Annotated in this window: 12 protein-coding genes; 9 read left to right on the forward strand and 3 right to left on the reverse strand. The window is 58.8% G+C overall.

Annotation, left to right across the window (positions count from 1 at the left end; translation table 11 throughout):
• Positions 1 to 66: 66 nt before the first annotated feature.
• The 6 genes from ACYZT2_RS22785 to ACYZT2_RS22810 all read left to right on the forward strand — a co-directional run bounded on the left by ACYZT2_RS22785 (position 67) and on the right by ACYZT2_RS22810 (position 5,940).
• Entirely contained in the window at positions 67 to 813 is a 747-nt protein-coding gene (locus tag ACYZT2_RS22785) for an amino acid ABC transporter permease (protein WP_461967543.1), read from the forward strand.
• Positions 813 to 1,484, forward strand: coding sequence for an amino acid ABC transporter permease (locus ACYZT2_RS22790; protein WP_461973224.1), 672 nt, complete (start codon positions 813 to 815; stop codon positions 1,482 to 1,484). Before ACYZT2_RS22785 ends, ACYZT2_RS22790 begins: the two co-directional genes overlap by 1 nt.
• Positions 1,481 to 2,215: an amino acid ABC transporter ATP-binding protein gene (locus ACYZT2_RS22795; protein WP_461967545.1), complete on the forward strand. Its 735-nt coding sequence runs from the start codon at positions 1,481 to 1,483 to the stop codon at positions 2,213 to 2,215. The genes ACYZT2_RS22790 and ACYZT2_RS22795 overlap by 4 nt, the downstream gene beginning before the upstream one ends.
• A gap of 160 nt (positions 2,216 to 2,375) precedes the next feature.
• The gene (gene aauS, locus ACYZT2_RS22800; protein WP_461967547.1) at positions 2,376 to 4,277 is read left to right on the forward strand and encodes a two-component sensor histidine kinase AauS; all 1,902 of its coding nucleotides are present in this window, start codon (positions 2,376 to 2,378) and stop codon (positions 4,275 to 4,277) included.
• Between the two features lie 44 nt (positions 4,278 to 4,321).
• On the forward strand, positions 4,322 to 5,602 hold the full coding sequence (gene aauR, locus ACYZT2_RS22805; protein ID WP_461973225.1) for a two-component response regulator AauR: 1,281 nt from the start codon (positions 4,322 to 4,324) through the stop codon (positions 5,600 to 5,602).
• Positions 5,603 to 5,610: 8 nt separating this feature from the next.
• A complete protein-coding gene (locus ACYZT2_RS22810; protein ID WP_461973227.1) occupies positions 5,611 to 5,940 on the forward strand; it encodes a GlpM family protein in 330 nt (109 codons plus the stop codon).
• A 131-nt stretch (positions 5,941 to 6,071) separates the two neighbouring features.
• Here ACYZT2_RS22810 and ACYZT2_RS22815 read toward each other — a convergent pair whose 3' ends face one another.
• A complete protein-coding gene (locus ACYZT2_RS22815) occupies positions 6,072 to 6,740 on the reverse strand; it encodes a DsbA family oxidoreductase (protein WP_461967549.1) in 669 nt (222 codons plus the stop codon).
• 537 nt (positions 6,741 to 7,277) lie between these two features.
• On the opposite strand from ACYZT2_RS22815, the gene ACYZT2_RS22820 reads away from it, so the two are divergent.
• Positions 7,278 to 7,634 (forward strand): DUF6124 family protein, encoded by a 357-nt coding sequence (locus ACYZT2_RS22820; RefSeq protein ID WP_461967551.1) that lies wholly within the window; start codon positions 7,278 to 7,280, stop codon positions 7,632 to 7,634.
• Between the two features lie 129 nt (positions 7,635 to 7,763).
• On the opposite strand, the gene ACYZT2_RS22825 is transcribed toward ACYZT2_RS22820, so the two are convergent.
• Positions 7,764 to 8,798 carry an alpha/beta fold hydrolase gene (locus ACYZT2_RS22825; RefSeq protein WP_461967553.1) on the reverse strand — a complete coding sequence of 345 codons (1,035 nt, stop codon included), beginning with the start codon at positions 8,796 to 8,798 and terminating at the stop codon, positions 7,764 to 7,766.
• 265 nt (positions 8,799 to 9,063) lie between these two features.
• On the opposite strand from ACYZT2_RS22825, the gene ACYZT2_RS22830 reads away from it, so the two are divergent.
• Both ACYZT2_RS22830 and ACYZT2_RS22835 read left to right on the forward strand, forming a co-directional pair.
• Complete coding sequence (locus ACYZT2_RS22830) at positions 9,064 to 14,637, forward strand: dermonecrotic toxin domain-containing protein (protein WP_461967555.1); 5,574 nt, start codon at positions 9,064 to 9,066, stop codon at positions 14,635 to 14,637.
• 258 nt (positions 14,638 to 14,895) lie between these two features.
• The gene (locus ACYZT2_RS22835) at positions 14,896 to 15,408 is read left to right on the forward strand and encodes a hypothetical protein (protein ID WP_461967557.1); all 513 of its coding nucleotides are present in this window, start codon (positions 14,896 to 14,898) and stop codon (positions 15,406 to 15,408) included.
• A gap of 67 nt (positions 15,409 to 15,475) precedes the next feature.
• On the opposite strand, the gene metE is transcribed toward ACYZT2_RS22835, so the two are convergent.
• Positions 15,476 to 17,788 (reverse strand): 5-methyltetrahydropteroyltriglutamate--homocysteine S-methyltransferase, encoded by a 2,313-nt coding sequence (metE, locus tag ACYZT2_RS22840; RefSeq protein WP_461967559.1) that lies wholly within the window; start codon positions 17,786 to 17,788, stop codon positions 15,476 to 15,478.
• Positions 17,789 to 17,880 lie beyond the last annotated feature (92 nt).

The following is a 17,880-nucleotide window of genomic DNA, read 5'->3' on the forward strand; positions in this document are numbered from 1 at the left end:
TCGGGCGGGAACGGAGTTTCCCCAGGCGGGCATCTGTACATCGAACGAATCCGAGGGGAGACCCTAATGAATTACAACTGGGACTGGGGCGTGTTCTTCAAGTCCACCGGCGTGGGCAGCGAGATTTATTTCGACTGGTACCTCTCCGGTTTGGGCTGGACCATCGCCATCGCCATCGCGGCCTGGATCATTGCCCTGCTGCTGGGCTCGATTCTGGGCGTCATGCGCACGGTGCCGAATCGCATCGTATCGGGCATCGCGACCTGCTACGTCGAACTCTTCCGTAACGTGCCGCTGCTGGTTCAGCTGTTCATCTGGTACTTCCTGGTGCCCGACCTGCTGCCTGCGGACATCCAGGAGTGGTACAAGCAGGATCTCAACCCGACCACCTCGGCCTTCCTCAGCGTCGTCGTGTGCCTGGGTCTGTTCACCACTGCTCGGGTTTGCGAACAAGTGCGCACCGGTATCCAGGCGCTGCCCCGCGGCCAGGAATCCGCTGCCCGCGCCATGGGTTTCAAGCTGCCGCAGATCTACTGGAACGTGCTGCTGCCCCAGGCTTACCGCATCATCATTCCGCCGCTTACCTCGGAATTCCTGAACGTATTCAAGAACTCCTCCGTGGCATCGCTGATCGGCCTGATGGAGTTGCTCGCGCAGACCAAACAGACCGCCGAGTTCTCCGCCAACCTGTTCGAAGCTTTCACCCTGGCAACGCTGATCTACTTCACGCTGAACATGGGCCTGATGCTGCTGATGCGCATGGTCGAGAAGAAAGTGGCCGTACCGGGCCTGATCTCCGTAGGGGGTAAATGATGGAATTCGATTTCTCGGGCATCATCCCGTCCCTGCCGGGTTTGTGGAACGGCATGGTCATGACCCTGCAACTGATGGCGCTGGGCGTCGTCGGCGGGATCATCCTTGGCACGATCCTGGCACTGATGCGCCTGTCCCACAGCAAACTGCTGTCGAACATCGCCGGCGCCTACGTTAACTACTTCCGTTCGATTCCATTGCTGCTGGTCATCACCTGGTTCTACCTGGCGGTGCCGTTCGTACTACGCTGGATCACCGGCGAAGACACTCCGATCGGCGCTTTCGCCTCGTGCATCGTGGCGTTCATGATGTTCGAAGCGGCGTACTTCTGCGAAATCGTCCGGGCCGGCGTGCAGTCGATTCCCAAGGGCCAGATGGCGGCTGCCCAGGCCATGGGCATGACTTACAGCCAGATGATGCGTTTGATCATCCTGCCGCAAGCGTTCCGCAAGATGACCCCGCTGCTGCTGCAACAGAGCATTATCCTGTTCCAGGACACCTCGCTGGTTTACGCGGTGGGTCTGGTGGACTTCCTCAATGCCTCGCGCGCCAGTGGCGACATCATCGGCCGCTCCAATGAGTTCCTGATCTTCGCCGGTTTCACATACTTCATCATCAGCTTTGCCGCCTCGCAGCTGGTCAAGCGTCTGCAAAAAAGGTTTGCCGTATGATCTCTATCAAGAATGTCAACAAGTGGTATGGCGACTTCCAGGTACTGACTGACTGCAGCACCGAGGTCAAAAAAGGCGAAGTGATCGTGGTGTGCGGGCCGTCCGGTTCCGGCAAATCCACCTTGATCAAATGCGTCAACGCGCTGGAACCGTTCCAGAAAGGCGACGTGATCGTCGATGGCACGTCCATCGCCGACCCGAAGACCAACCTGCCGAAACTGCGTTCGCGCGTGGGCATGGTGTTCCAGCATTTCGAACTGTTCCCGCACCTGAGCATCATGGATAACCTGACCATCGCGCAAATCAAGGTGCTGGGCCGCAGCAAGGAAGAAGCCAGCCAAAAAGCCCTGCAACTGCTTGAGCGAGTGGGCCTCACCGCCCACGCCAAAAAGCACCCGGGCCAACTCTCCGGCGGTCAGCAACAGCGTGTGGCGATTGCCCGTGCGCTGGCGATGGATCCGATCGTCATGCTGTTCGACGAACCGACCTCGGCGCTGGACCCGGAAATGGTCAACGAAGTACTCGACGTGATGGTGCAACTGGCCCACGAAGGCATGACCATGATGTGCGTGACCCACGAAATGGGCTTCGCCCGTAAAGTGGCGGACCGGGTGATTTTCATGGACCAGGGCAAGATCATCGAAGATTGCAAGAAAGAAGAGTTCTTCGGCGACATCAACGCCCGTGCCGAGCGTACACAGCACTTCCTCGCGAAAATTTTGCAGCACTAAAGCTACACGACCGCCCCTGTAGGAGCTGCCGAAGGCTGCGATCTTTTGATTTTGATCCTCGGCATTCTGGAAAAGATCAAGATCAAAAGATCGCAGCCTTCGGCAGCTCCTACAGGGGATCCTCAGGGCTTGTAGTTGTGGTTGACCCAAGGCATCTGTGATGAAATGCGACTCCACTCTCTATCGCGCCGCGCCGCCATCACTCGCCGTGAAACCCCGTTTGATTCGCCACCTGTTCCTGCCGCCGCTGATCATCGCACTGATGATCGGATTGGGTTACATCGGCTTCTGGGTCAGTGAACACTACGGCATTCGCAGCCTCAGCGAGAATGGCCAGCGTCAGCTGGAACTGCACGCCCGCGCCGTCGAGAGCGAGATCAGCAAGTACACCTACCTGCCCAGCCTGCTGGAACTCGAATCCAGTGTTTCCAAACTGCTGGCCGACACGTCGCCGGAACACCGGCAGACGGTCAACGAATACCTTGAAGGCCTGAACCGGCGCAGCCGCAGTCGGGCCATTTATGTGATGGACACCACCGGTCGCGTACTGGCTACCAGCAACTGGCGCGATGTCGACAGTTATCTGGGTGAAGACCTGTCCTTCCGCGCCTATTTCCAGAATGCCGTGCGCGGTCAGCCAGGGCGTTTCTATGGCATCGGCAGCACCAGTGGCGAACCCGGCTATTACCTGGCTCATGGCCTGGAAGAGCACGGCAAGATCATCGGCGTCGCCGTGGTCAAGGTCCGCCTCGAAGCCATGGAAGAACGCTGGCAACGTGCGCGTCTGGAAGCCTTCGTCAGCGACGAGAACGGCATCATCATTCTCTCCAGCGATCCGGCGCGGCGGCTTAAATCGGTTGTGCCATTGAGCGAGGAAACCAAGGAAAAACTGGCCCGTAGTCTGCAGTACTACTGGTTTCCACTGAACGAACTGCAACCGCTGGCGCGGGAGAAACTCGCCGAAGGTGAGGAAAAACTGACCTTCCCCGCCAACAGCGAATTGATGTCCGATGAAGAGAACATCAGCTACCTCTCGCAAACCCGTCCGCTGAGCGACACTCCATGGAACTTCACCCTGCTCACCCCCCTGCAGGATTTGCGGCGTGAAGCGATCAATCAGGGGATTCTGGTGGCGGTGGCGTTTGCCCTGGTGGCGTTTCTGCTGATCGCCTGGAACGAGCGGCGCAAGGTGATCGCCACCCGCCTCGCGGCGCGCGAAGCCCTACAAGAAGCCAACAATCAACTGGAGCGTCGGATTACCGAACGCACCACCGACCTGCGCGCCAGCAACGAACGGCTCAAGGGCCAGATCCGTGAACGCCGACAGGCCGAAGAGACGTTGCGCCGCGCCCAGGATGAACTGGTCCAGGCTGGCAAACTGGCCGCCATCGGTCAGATGTCCACCAGCATCGCCCACGAATTGAACCAGCCGCTGGCAGCCTTGCGGACCTTGTCCGGCAATACCGTGCGCTTTCTGGAACGCGGTCAGCTGGATGTGGCCAGCACCAACCTCAAGACCATCAATGAACTGATCGACCGCATGGGCCGGATCACCGCCAGCCTGCGTTCCTTCGCCCGGCGCGGTGATGACAAGGGCCAGGCCAGCCTAGGCAAGGCCGTGGACGCCGCCCTGCAATTGCTGGGCAGCCGGATGGAAAGCGCGCATCTGCAATTGCATCGCGACTTTGCTGACGTGCAGGTGCAGATGGACCAGACCCGTCTGGAGCAGATTCTGGTCAACCTGATCGGCAATGCGCTCGATGCCATGCAGTCGCAGCCTCAACCGGCGTTGTGGCTCGAAGGCGAGGAATTCGACGGCAAATATCGTCTGCGGGTACGCGACAACGGCCACGGCATCGACGCCAAAGCGCGCAAGCATCTGTTCGAACCGTTCTTCACCACCAAACCCGGCGAACAAGGCCTGGGCCTCGGCCTGACTCTGTCGGCAAGCCTGGCCGCCGCCACCGGCGGGCATCTGGGTGTCGAACACCCGGCCAGCGGTGGCACCACCTTCGTCCTCAGTTTACCGTTGGTAAGCCCCACTCCCGCCGAGCCAATATGAACAACGACCTTAGTGTGCTGATCGTCGAAGACGACCCCCATGTCCTGCTCGGCTGCCAACAGGCGCTGACCCTGGAAGACATTCCCTGCGTGGGTGTCGGCAGCGCTGAAGAAGCGCTGGAGCGAGTCGGCGATAACTTCGCCGGCATCGTCATCAGCGACATCCGCCTGCCGGGCATCGATGGCCTGGAATTGCTGACCCGGCTCAAGGCCCGCGATCGCAGCCTGCCGGTGGTGCTGATTACCGGCCACGGCGACATCTCGATGGCCGTCGGCGCAATGCAAAAAGGCGCCTACGACTTCATGGAGAAACCCTTCTCCCCCGAACGCCTGGTAGACGTCGCCCGTCGCGCGCTGGAGCAACGCAGCCTGGCGCGGGAAGTGTCGTCGTTACGTCGACAACTGTTCGAGCGGGATTCCCTCGAAGGCCGGATCATCGGGCGCTCGCCGGCCATGCAGAACTTGCGGGAGCTGATCGCCAACGTCGCCGATACCTCGGCCAACGTGCTGATCGAAGGGGAGACCGGCACCGGTAAAGAACTGGTTGCACGCTGCCTGCACGACTTCAGCCGTCGGCACACCAAACAGTTCGTCGCGCTGAACTGCGGTGGCCTGCCAGAGAATCTGTTCGAAAGTGAAATATTCGGCCACGAGGCCAACGCCTTCACCGGTGCCGGCAAGCGGCGGATCGGCAAGATCGAACACGCCGATGGCGGCACGCTGTTCCTCGATGAAGTGGAAAGCATGCCGCTGCCGTTACAGATCAAATTGCTGCGGGTGTTGCAGGAACGCACCCTTGAACGCCTCGGCTCGAACCAGAGCGTGGCGGTGGATTGCCGAGTGATCGCCGCGACCAAGTCCGATCTGGATCAATCGAGCAAGGCCGGCGAGTTTCGCAGCGACCTGTATTACCGCCTGAACGTGGTGACCCTGGAACTGCCGCCGCTGCGCGAACGCCGCGAAGACATCCTGCAATTGTTCGAACACTTTTTGCAGCAGTCGTCCCTGCGCTTCGACCGCGCGGTGCCGGAACTGGACAACCAGACCCTGTCGAACCTGATGAGCCACGACTGGCCAGGCAACGTGCGCGAATTGCGCAACGTCGCCGAGCGTTTCGCATTGGGCCTGCCGGCCTTCAAAAAATCCGGCACCAATGGCAACAATCAGGGCCTGGCCTTCGCCGAAGCGGTGGAAGCCTTCGAACGTAACCTGCTCAGCGACGCCTTGCAGCGTAGCGGTGGCAACCTGACCCAGGCCAGCCAGGAACTGGGGATGGCCAAGACCACGCTGTTCGACAAAGTGAAGAAATACGGGCTGAGTCACTGATGGACCTGATTTTCAAAGCAACTCTGGGCGCGGCGGTGGTGGTGATTCTGGCCATGCTGGCCAAGACCAAAAACTATTACATTGCAGGCCTGGTGCCGCTGTTTCCGACCTTTGCGCTGATCGCTCATTACATCGTCGGCAAGGGGCGCTCGCTGGATGATCTGAAGACCACCATCGTATTTGGCATGTGGTCGATCATTCCGTACTTCGTCTACCTGGCGACCTTGTATGTGATGGTCGACCGGATGCGGCTGGGGGCTTCGTTGGCGGTGGCGGCAGTGGCGTGGTTGTTGGCGGCGATGGTGCTGGTGACTGTCTGGGTTCGCCTTCACGGCTAAATTCAAAAGATCGCACGACTCCTGTAGGAGCTGCCGAAGGCTGCGATCTTTTGATCTTGACCTTCAGCGGTCTAGAAAAAATCAAGATCAAAAGATCGCAGCCTGCGGCAGCTCCTACGCAGATCGAGCCATTAGCCGTTAACCGTGCCGCCCTTGGCCTCACTCATGATCTGGCGAATCGCACCGACAAACGTCTCCACCGGCTGCCCGCCACTCACGGCGTACTGCCCGTTGAACACCACCGTCGGCACGGAACTCACGCCGCGCGATAACCACAACTGTTCTTCCTCGCGTACCTCTTTGGCAAATTCATCGGACGCCAGGATCGCCTCGGCCCGCTGCCGATTCAGCCCCACGCTTTCCGCGAGCTGCGCCAATTGCGCGTGATCGGAAGGATTGCCGCCCTCGGTAAAATACGCCTTGAACAGTGCGTCTTTCAGGTTGAACTGCAACCCTTCCTGCCCCGCCCAGTGCAGCAAGCGGTGAGCATCGAAAGTGTTGTAGATACGGCTGTTGCCGTCCGTGCGAAAGGCAAACCCGACCTCGGCGCCACGCGCGCGGATCATTTCGCGGTTCTTCTGCGATTGCTCAGGCGTCGAGCCGTACTTTTCGCTGATGTGTTCGGTGATGTTCTGGCCTTCGGGGCCCATCTTCGGGTTCAGCTCGAACGGCTGGAAACGGATCTCGGCCTGCACCTCGTCACCCAGAAAATCCAAGGCGCGGGTCAGGCTATACAGACCCACGACGCACCAGGGGCAGGATACGTCGCTGACGAAATCGATTTTCAGGGGAGTACTCATCACACACCTCGCAGGCTTGGGTCGCGCCGGAAAGTTTGAACGATACACCCGAGGGGCCAAAGCGCGCAGCAGATCCCTTGTGGGAGCGGGCTTGCTCGCGAAGGCGTCGTGTCAGTCGATATCTGCTTTGACTGAGGCACCGCCTTCGCGAGCAAGCCCGCTCCCACAGGGGATTTCGGGTGTTTGGGAGGGCGTGTTTAGTTCTGTTTAGCGTTACTTCCTGAAAGCTACAGCGCCTTGCGTCATCGCCTACAACCACGTCAGAATCCGCCGGCTTGTGCGCCTGGAGGTCCGTCGGTAACTTGGTTCGTGTCACTGATTCCCAGTGATCGGGTTTAGTAGCCCGGCATTTCTTTCCGGTCGCATAAGTGTCATCCAGTCAGGCATTCGCCTGCACTTGATGGTGGCTGTGCGCATGGTGCCCTCGGGCGCGCCGGTTTTGACTGGTGGCCGGTCTACTAACTTGCGCACAGCTGCCTCCCCATTCCGTTTAGTAGCGAGATGAGTTGCAGCTCTACTAACAGGAGTACCAGTTCAATGTTCAAAATCACTCCAAATCCACCGGAAACCGACGACGTTTCCCCGTACGAAACCCCAGACTCAAAAAAACTCAACGAAGCCGCCGACCGCGCCCTCGATTACTACCTCAAACCGGTCATTCCCAAAGACACCCCACGCAAACCCAGCACCCTTTACTTCGTCGCCCCCGACGCCGATAACGAAACCCTGCTGGTCAACGCCTGCGAATCACTGGCGGCGGCGAGCGTGATGTTGAGTGATTTCGCGGGGCTGCTGAACGGTCCGCAGCGCAACACCGTACTCGGCATCCAGAACTCCGTCATGTTGGGTGAACTGGCGGTGAACCGGATGCTTGATAACTTCGTTCCAACGTAAAACCTGAACCTGTCGGAGAACCTAAAACCTGTGGGAGCGAGCCTGCTCGCGATAGCGGTCTGTCTGCTACATCAATGCTGACTGGTCCGCCATCGCGAGCAGGCTCGCTCCCACAGTTTGGATTGGGGGTTACAGGAGATTGGGGGCAGTCACCGGATCGATCTGCGCCCAATGCGAAGTATCCTCGCGATGGGCCTGCAAGTACGGCAACACTGCCGCCAACAACGGCGCCTTGAACGCCTCTTGAAAACGATGGGCCAACCCCGGGATCAGCTTCAACTGACTGCCGCGAATGTGTGCCGCCAGGTGCACGCCATGCATCACCGGCAACAATGGATCGGCAGTGCCGTGAACCACCAGCGTCGGCACCCGCAATTGATTGAGCAGCGCCACCCGGCTCCGTTCGGCGAGGATGGCCATGATCTGACGCTTCACGCCCTCCGGGTTAAACGCCCGGTCATAGGATTGCGCCGCCTGTTGCAACAACGCCTGCCGGTCATCGCTCACCGCCGGGCTGCCCAGCGCCGCCAGCAAATCGGCCTGTTGCTCCAGCGCCACTTCGCGATTCGGTGCGCCGCGTCGCGCGAGTAACTGCAGCAGCGCCGCACTCGGCGCCGGCAAACCTTCGGCACCCGAGCTGGTCATCAGCAACGTCAGGCTCTCGACCCGCTGCGGTGCCATGGCCGCCATATGCTGGGCGATCATCCCGCCCATGCTCGCACCCAGTACGTGGAATTGCTCGACGTGCAACGCATCCATCAGCCCAAAGGCATCGTCGGCCATGTCGGTCAGGGTGTATGGCGCCGATACTGGCAAACCGAGTTTGTAGCGCAGCACTTCAAAGGTCAGGTTGGCCTCGACCGGCGTCTGCCGCCAAGTCGAGAGGCCCACATCGCGATTGTCATAGCGAATCACCCGAAAACCCTGCTGACACAGCGCAACCACCACCTCGTCCGGCCAGTGAATCAACTGCCCGCCCAGGCCCATCACCAGCAACAACGCAGGGTCCGAGGCACGGCCAATGCTCTGGTACGCCAGGTTCACCTGAACCAGATCGACCCGCTCGGTCGGAACATTGACATCGCAACGAGACGCCGCAAGAGACGGAAAATTGAACAACACAGCGGCCAGAAAGACCACTGTGGATAAAAATCGTGCACGCATGAAAAACACCGAAACGCAGAACTCCAGTAGAGCGCGAGTCTGATGAAGTTTGTTCGAGCGCGCTGCCACAGTTACATGACAGTTTGATGAAGAGTGCTGAACGGTCGTTACTCCCTCTGTCTCAGTCCTGCACAAAATTTGATTGATCGCCGTACCGTCGTTGGGGAAAGCGATAACTATGTACCGCCACCGCCCTCTGAATTCTTTTTTAAATGGCTCTTTCAAAGAGTGGACCCACCGCTCCTCCACACAGAGCCAGATTGCCATGAGCGATAGATTTCTCCCCGAGCTTCTTGACTCCACATCGGTGGTGATACCCGCCTCATCACCCCTGCCGAACAATCCCGATGAAAGTCTGTTCCTGAATGCCTCGGCACGCTGGCGCGTCAGCAACCAAGGCATGCGTGAGCTATTTGCCCAGACGCCGGGCATGCGAGACACGCTGGACCAACTGCTGAAACAGAAGTTGGATCTGGACGGGCAACAAGCCGGTTTGCTGTTCTACGCCACGGACGAGCACCCGGAACGTTTTGTCAGCTTCACCGATGCCTGCGCCTTCGTCCTGCAACACCCGATGCTGGAGACGACGCTTGATCAGCGCTGTCGAATGACCGGCCTGAAACCGCCCCATTACCTGTCGGCCCTGACGCCGCTGCAGATGCTCGAACGACTCAAGACCCTCAACCCGGAACAGGCCTACAGCGATCGCTGGCGAGTCTTTTGGGATCAGCGTGCCCCCGGCACTCCGGTATCGCGACGTGACCGGGCAATACAGCTTTACGGTAACCATTTCGAGGCAGCCGCCCAAGTGGCATTTGCCCAGCGAACCGTGACGGCTGAACAACTCAAAGCACTGCTGTTGATCATTGATCCGCCACTCGGGGCGCTGAATCTGAACAGACTACCCATCCACACTGAGCAAGTGGCCCTGGTACCGAGCAACGACAGTAAAGTCAAACTCTCAGGCGCGTGGGTCATCAGTGCGGGAGACCCGGCAAGCGTCAGCCAATTGCTGTATCTGCCCTGCCGGCCCAGCGCGATCCAGGCCTTCAATCAACGCAGCGACATGGAACACTGGCTGTCTCGACAAGCCCTCGTCCCGACGGGCTTGCCCATCGATAACATCCGCTTTGAATACATCGCCAGAACCGATCCTCTGGTCGTGGGCATCAGCGATCTGTTTGCAGATCGGCAGCAAGCCGCGATCATCGGTTTACGCAATGGAACTCGTGGCAAACCCGGGCTGGCGGAGCATGGGGCGCAATCCCTGTTCCTGGCCGATCAGGTTGATCGACAGCGCAGCAACGAAATCGTTTTCGCCTCCCCCCCCATGCTTGAGAAACGGATCTCGACCGCCGATGAAGATACCGAGGCAGATGAACAACCCTTATTCGGCAGCCTGTATGCCGATATCCCCTGGGCCCAGCGCCAGGCTGCACTGAACACACAGCGCGAAGCACTCGAAACCTTGTTGGGAGAGGACAGTGAAACCGACCGCCAAAAACACTTCAATGACTCGCTCAAGGCACTTGAAACCGCCGAGCAAGCCGCCGATACAGCCGCCCGCGCCCTGCTTTACCGGACGCGAGTCCTCGACCTGACGACTTTCAACCGCGAATTCAACGCGCTCTATCAGGCGCACAAGGACGGTCTGCGCGCCGAGGCCGAGCTTCAATTGGCTCTGAACCAACTCGACAGCGATGAGTTCAGCCTGCTCAAGGCGGTGCTGGACACACCCGCCGCGGCTGATCGCGACGCGGCCATCGTCGCCGCCAGCCTCTCGTTGTCGATGACCGAACAAAATGGCGGCACTGCCACCGTCCAGACCGAAGCGCTTAACGGTCCGTTTGTCATCACACGATCGGCCGCACTGCTAGACCCAAGCGCATCACACAGCCTTTTGCTCTATTGGCCAGGCAGCGGCGCAGGATTGCAACGCTTCGCCAATCGTCGGGAGCTGGAGCGGCAGCTGTTCAAAATTCAGGACCAGGATCCAGTCCTGTCGTTGCAGCTAAAAAAAATCGATACCGACCCTCTGCTCCACAGCCTGAACGAACAGACCACAGACTTTGAAGAAAAGGCAGGCCTCATACGTCAGCGAGCCCCGCATGCCGATGAACTGGAAACCCTGCGCAAACGAACCCTGACCGCCTTGCAGGTTCCGGTGCACGCCGCCAGAAGCCTGGTCTTCTCACATCGGCTGGAGCAAGACCGTAGCGCCAAGCTGGCCTCCAGCCTGCCCGACTGGCTCGGCACAACGACCGAGGATGACCGTACCGCGCTCAAGGGCTTGATCGAGGCGTATATCCGGGCGATGAAACGCAGCCATGAACTCATGACAATCGCCCTGGAACCGCGTGACGACTTCACCCGCAAACACTTGCATGCCCGCCTGCGCAAGGACTTCTCGATCAAGGGCAGTTTCGAGGTGCAGCTCGATTTGCCCGATTCGGTGAAATGGGAGAAGCGGTTCAAGCCTGCTCCCGGATACTCTGGCTATGAACTCGTGCTCGTTCCCAGTGCCACGCGCAGCAAAATGCCCCTTGAGGAGTTGGCCCAACTCAACATCGATAACACCCCGTCGATGAACCTGGAGCCACTTTCACTGCGATTGAGCCGCATGCAGGTGGAGGTCACGACGGCGGATGCAACCGAACGCCAGACTCTGACAAGCGGCATCACCCTTGATTATCTGAAACGTACCCTGCCAGAACTGGATCTGCCCAAGGCCTACGAACAGTTGATCCGCGACACCTACATCGGGGCGACCACCGAGTCGGTCTTTGTCAGGGAGCATCGTCGTGAAAGCCTGATAGAACCCTGGGCTCTGATGCTGAAAATGCAGGGTGAATTCGCGCGTCTGCAAAACCAGATCGACCAAAACGACCTGCAAATCCTGAAGATCGCCATCGACGCCAATACCTCCCAAGCGTGGAATGCCCATGGCAAGCGAATCGTATTGCTGCCGGCCTACTTGAGCCTGGGTGGTACGGACACGCCCAATGAAGGCCCTGTCACGTTGTCGGGCGTGACCTTCATCGAAGAACAGGTCAGCGGGGTAACACTGCTTTATCTGCCTGACAGCCCTGATGACCACTTTCTACGCCGTTACGACAGCCTGGAAACCGCGCGCAAGGCCTTGGTCAAGCTGTGTCAGCAAGACAAATGGATCAGCTATGTGGCCGGCCGGGCCTTGCATGGCAACGTGCGAGCCCATGAAAGCCGCATCAATCAAGCCATCCAGAAATACTTCGACGCATTCATCGGTGTCGGCACGCGCTGGCCGGCGACCACCTCGTTAGCCTCCCATCTGCTCGATGCGCACATGGGCCGCCTGATCGAAGCCCATCGCGGTACATCCCGCTCCAACGACGCCCTGTACATGGAGCGCCATGCACTAAAAGGTCCGCGAGCCTTCACCTACATAAAAATGGCTTTGGGCATGCTGCCCTTCATTGGCAGCGCGTTCGCCCTTTACGATGCCTGGACCAGCGCGAATCTGGCGGTGGAAGCCTTTTTGCGCGGCGACGTGGGTGATGGGCTGGCGGAGATCGAATCGATGTTGTTGTCATTGATCGACGCGGCCATGGACCTGCTCCCCGGTGAAGCTGCATTCTCGGTGATTTCCAAAGGAGCTCGCTCACTGACCCGTGCTCGCCAGCTCCGCGCGCTGGCCAGAGGTGCAACAACATGGCAGGCATCCTCCAAGCGTCAGGCCCGGCATTTGGCCGCACGCTTCGCCGGTTACGAGTATGAACAACCGATTTCCCTGTCCGGGCTGCAACCGGCCACCCAAGGCCTCTACCGCAATATTTATCGCCATGCCGACGGTAACTTTATCGTCCGCCAAGGGCGCATCTTTCAGGTCGAGCGAAGCAACGACTCACGCAACTGGCGTTTGCGCGGTACTCGCGGAGCCACCTATAAACAGTCCATTGCCCTGGATGAAGCGGGCCATTGGGACACCTGGTTTGGCGTCCACGGGACGACCTTCGAAGGCGGGGGTGTGGGTGGTGGACAAGTGCTCGGGCATTTAGCCGATGCGTTCGATCCCGTCTGGCCGCAGGCCATTCGTCAACGGTTGCCGCGCTGGTGGGGCGATCGGGCTTTTCGCCGTCATCATCAGTTGGCCGAAGCGGCCGATGACCTTGCTCTACAACTCGAGACCCGGGGCGTAAAGAGCGATAGCGCGATCAACCAATATGGCGCCGCCACGGCTGAGAATCGCCCGGCGCTGATGCCTGCTGCCGAAGCCGCGTGTGTCGGCGATATCGAATTGGCAGCCCGGCGTTACCAAACATTGGTTGATTTGCAGCCACTGACCCATGGCAACAAACAACGTGCGTTGATCGAGATGCAAAGCAAGACAGCCTGGTTGTTGACTGACCGGTACAGGCGTCGCGCGCATCACGCGTCACATAGTGTCGTCCCCTTGACGCAACGGATTGACGACCTGACCCGGGAACTGGACAACTTGCCAGACAATACGCTCGCCCAACGTATGAGCATTCTGGAAAAAATCCGCACATTGCGTGTGGAGTACGTGCGCAAACTGGATCAGATGGAAGCGCTCAAGGGCGATGTCAATCTATGGTACGAACGCATTCGCATGAGATCAGACAAGGAACAAATGACGGCCCTTGTCGACGAACTGAACACCAAACACAGTGAAGCCAATTTGCTTTATCTGAGAACCAGCCAACGGCTGGAAATCGTCAAACGCTATGGCAGAACCAGCGATGTATCCTGGTTCTACCTGTTAGGACAGACACGGGATCTTCGCGCCAAAATCGATCGCGCCTTGTACATGCAATACACCCTGCCAACCGTCAGCGCGACCCGGGCCCAACGCAATCAGATCCTCCAGGAGTGCCTCACGCTGTACACGCAATTTCGTCGCGAGATGAACATCTGGACCTCCAGTTACCCGCAACACTTCCACCTGGATGTGGTTGAACCGCTGATGTCGGGGATCGAAAAGATTGCCGAAAAGGCCCGCAAGGGCATCATCGAACCACCTGCCCCAACGACATCTGCCGGGCAGACCAGACAAAAAGTCTTCACCTCCGAAGACGATCAATTGCTGATCGGGGTTGAACGCTGGGAACCGACGACCCAGAAGCGCCAATACGTCTTGACGGGCCAGGGCGGATACGAGGAAATCTGGGAGCAAGCCAGCAACGGTAAATTCCGCCTTTTGAACCCCCCAGACGCGCAACCGGCACCGCCGCCAATGAATCTCTCAGCGTTAGTGGCCGATGCGCAAATGCGCCTGGATGCCCAACCGACCTACCAGGCCAAGGTTCAATCCTATGCCGCGCAGGACATGCTCCCGGTCGACCTGGAACATATGATGGTCAGCGAGGCTGTGGAGCTGAGCCGCCGCGCCGATCGCATCGAGAACATGGCAGCGCAGAACCCGATCATTCAACGACTGCGCGACAAGGCCCGCGCACTCAAGACCACTGGACGGGAAATGCGGACCCGGCAGTCGCTGACCAGCAAAAAACCCACAGATGGAATGCTCAAGGATCTGATCGACCAGAACGCGGTGGAAATCCGTAGAACCAAGCCGATCAAAAACCTCGGTAAACGAAAGGACGGCCGCACCGACTATATGCAGGAATACGAAATCTGGGACCTGACACTCGAACCAGCGGAGTTGCTGTGGTACGCCCACTTTCATTACCCCAGCGTCAAACCGGCATTACGGCAATTCGAGAAGGCCCACTTGAAACTCCCTGAACACCGCTTTCTGACTCACGCTGACAATGCCGACCTTCCTTACGCGGATATCGGCAAGCAGTCGATCGTCCTCGTTCACTTCGAGAACCTTTAAATCAAATCAAGCCAACTGCAATTGCCCGCCGCCATCATGTTCACCAATGCCGCCTCAGTCTCCGGCCCACAGCTACGTGACAGTTTGATGAATTATGCCGAGTGGTCTTTGCAGTTTGCTCGATAAGGCTCGATTAATACCGTTTGTCGTAACTGTCAGATCTGACAGTAGCGGCGCCGTGTGCTTTGGGCGCCCCATGACCTCTCCATTCAAGGCTCAATCGAAGAGCCTGTTCATTGACGCGTTAGGGAGACTGACATGAGCAAAAACCTGATTGAAAACGGCGGGTTCGATACCGGCGACTTCCGAAACTGGACGGTGCAGGACTTTGGCACACAGGCAAAGGTTGTCCAGTACAACCGCAGCTCTCAGGCGAAAATGCAGCCTGGCAAGGATACCGGGCAACTGCTCTTTACCCGTTTCGACGCCAAGTCAGGCCGCTTCGCCGTGACCATTGATGCATCTGCACCGGGTGCCGAATACGATGAAGATCCACCACAATGGGAAACCCATCCAGTCCTGGTTTTCCTCTTCTCGGGTTTCTCGGCAGAGGGCAGCCACATTCAAACCGACATCGGTACCTGGTGGCTGAAACGCAGTCAGAAGCGTTTTGAGTATGTGGGCAATATGCTTCCCGAGGTTGCGAACGTAGAGGTGCGGTTTTCTTTCCCCTCCGATCCGCTGGTAGTCAAAGGCCCGCTCTACATCGACAACGTAAGCTACACCCTCAATCCACCAGAGCAGCTTAAGACCTTGCGCTGGAGTCGCTGACACGAAGAAACCGGTTGAGCTGGAAGACTCAACCGGTTTCTTGTATGTCCAGTTCGAACTTCAGTGTTTATGCCAATTGACTGCGCAACTGCCGAGCCGCTGCCACCATGTTCACCAACGCGGCTTCGGTCTCCGGCCATGCGCGAGTCTTCAACCCGCAATCTGGATTGACCCACAGCCGCCCGGCCGGAATCCGCTTCACCGCTTTGCTCATCAGCTTCACCATCTCGGCCGTGTCCGGCACCCGTGGTGAGTGGATATCATAGACGCCCGGGCCGATGTCGTTCGGGTAGTCGAACGCTTCGAAGGCTTCCAGCAGCTCCATGTCTGAACGCGAGGTTTCGATGGTGATCACATCGGCGTCCATGGCGGCGATGGACTGGATCACATCATTGAATTCGCTGTAGCACATATGGGTGTGGATCTGGGTTTCGTCCCGCACACCCGATGCACTCAGGCGGAAGGCCTCCACCGCCCAGTCGAGGTATTCCTGCCATTGCGCCCGACGTAGCGGCAGCCCTTCGCGGAATGCGGCTTCGTCGATCTGCACGATCTTGATGCCGGCGTTTTCCAGGTCCACCACTTCATCACGCAAGGCCAGGGCCAGTTGCTGCGCCTGAATTTTGCGCGAGACGTCTTCGCGCGGGAACGACCACATCAGCATGGTCACGGGGCCGGTGAGCATGCCTTTCATGACCTTGTCGGTCAGGCTCTGGGCATAGGTGATCCAGTCGACCGTCATCGGCTTCGGACGGCTCAAGTCGCCATAAATGATCGCCGGTTTGACGCAGCGCGAACCGTAGCTCTGAACCCAGCCAAACCGGGTGAACAGGTAGCCGTCCAGTTGCTCGGCGAAGTACTCGACCATGTCGTTGCGTTCGGCTTCACCGTGCACCAGCACGTCCAGGCCCAGGCGTTCCTGGATTTGCACGGCGTGGCGGATTTCGCTGTGCATGGCATCGGTGTAATCGTTGGCCGACAGCTTGCCTTGCTTGAAGGCCTGGCGCGCCAGACGGATCGAGCCCGTCTGCGGGAACGAGCCGATGGTGGTGGTTGGGAACGCCGGCAGTTTCAGCCGTGCCTGTTGTTGTTCGATGCGTTTGGCAAACGGCGAATGACGTTGGCTGTCCGCCGCGCCGATGGCATTGATTCGGGCCTGAACATCCGCTTTGTGGATACGCGGAGATTGCGCGCGACTGGCCGCAATGGCGCGGCTTTCAGCCAGTGCGGCTTGCACTTTGGGCGATTGCGGATCGTTGAGGGCATCACGCAGCACGGCGATTTCACCGCACTTCTGCACGGCAAACGCCAGCCAGCTTTTCAGTTCCGGATCGAGTTTGTCTTCTCGGTCCAGGTCCACCGGGCTGTGCAGCAGCGAGCAGGAACTGCTGACCCACAAGTTATCGCCAAAGCGCTCCTGGGCCGGTTGCAGTTGCGAGAGGACTTGCTCCAGTTCGCAGCGCCAGACGTTGCGACCATTGACCAGACCCACCGAGAGAATCTTGTAGGTGGGCAGGCGATCCAGCACTTGGCCAAGTTGATCCGGCGCGCGCACCGCGTCGATGTGCAGACCTTGCACTGGCAGGCTGACCGCCAGGCCAAGGTTGTCTTCCAGGCCACTGAAGTAAGTCGCCACGAGCTTTTTCAGCGGCGAATATTGGAGGATGTGATAAGCGCGTTCGAAGGCGTTTTTCCAGGCCTGTGGCAGGTCGAGGGTCAGGATTGGTTCGTCGATCTGCACCCACTCCACGCCTTGGGCAGCGAGGCGACCGAGGATTTCGCCGTAGATCGGCAGCAGGCGCTCCAGCAGGTCGAGTTTGTCGAAGCCATCACCCTTCGCCTTGCCCAGCCACAGATAAGTGAGCGGGCCGATGATCACCGGTTTGACGTTGTGGCCCAGCGCCTTGGCTTCGTCGACTTCATCGAACAGCTGTTCCCAGCTCAGTTTGAACTGTTGATCAGCGCTGAATTCCGGGACCAGGTAGTGGTAGTTGGTATCGAACCACTTGGTCAGCTCCTGAGCGTACTGCGCCTTGCCATGTTCACTGCCGCAGCAGGCCGCGCTAGCGCCACGGGCCATGGCGAACAGGGTGTCGAGTGTCGGCAGGCCACGGGAATCCTTGGCACTGTCGAAGCGCTCGGGGATGACACCTAAGGTCAGAGAATGAGTCAGTACCTGGTCGTACCAGGCGAAATCGCCCACCGGCAGCAGGTCGATGCCGGCGTCTTTCTGCAATTGCCAGTGGGTGACGCGCAGTTGGCGGCCGACGCTTTTCAATGCGTCCTGATCGAGGTCGCCCTTCCAATAGGATTCGAGGGCTTTTTTCAGTTCGCGGTCTGCGCCGATGCGCGGGAAACCAAGTGTATGGGCCAAGGCCATGGTAAGAGTTCTCTCTATAAAGGACGCTATAAAACATGGTGCTATTGTCGACAGCCCATCCAACATGAGACAAACTCAACCTTTTCGTGTTG

The organism is Pseudomonas sp. MDT1-85 (assembly GCF_054898065.1).

What these genes read in the sequence shown, in the direction of transcription:
- ACYZT2_RS22785 (WP_461967543.1), top strand. Translation starts at nt 67, where the DNA reads ATGAATTACAACTGGGACTGGGGCGTGTTCTTCAAGTCCACCGGCGTG.
- ACYZT2_RS22790 (WP_461973224.1), top strand. Translation starts at nt 813, where the DNA reads ATGGAATTCGATTTCTCGGGCATCATCCCGTCCCTGCCGGGTTTGTGG.
- ACYZT2_RS22795 (WP_461967545.1), top strand. Translation starts at nt 1,481, where the DNA reads ATGATCTCTATCAAGAATGTCAACAAGTGGTATGGCGACTTCCAGGTA.
- aauS (WP_461967547.1), top strand. Translation starts at nt 2,376, where the DNA reads ATGAAATGCGACTCCACTCTCTATCGCGCCGCGCCGCCATCACTCGCC.
- ACYZT2_RS22815 (WP_461967549.1), bottom strand. Translation starts at nt 6,740, where the DNA reads ATGAGTACTCCCCTGAAAATCGATTTCGTCAGCGACGTATCCTGCCCC.
- ACYZT2_RS22820 (WP_461967551.1), top strand. Translation starts at nt 7,278, where the DNA reads ATGTTCAAAATCACTCCAAATCCACCGGAAACCGACGACGTTTCCCCG.
- ACYZT2_RS22825 (WP_461967553.1), bottom strand. Translation starts at nt 8,798, where the DNA reads ATGCGTGCACGATTTTTATCCACAGTGGTCTTTCTGGCCGCTGTGTTG.
- ACYZT2_RS22830 (WP_461967555.1), top strand. Translation starts at nt 9,064, where the DNA reads ATGAGCGATAGATTTCTCCCCGAGCTTCTTGACTCCACATCGGTGGTG.
- ACYZT2_RS22835 (WP_461967557.1), top strand. Translation starts at nt 14,896, where the DNA reads ATGAGCAAAAACCTGATTGAAAACGGCGGGTTCGATACCGGCGACTTC.
- metE (WP_461967559.1), bottom strand. Translation starts at nt 17,788, where the DNA reads ATGGCCTTGGCCCATACACTTGGTTTCCCGCGCATCGGCGCAGACCGC.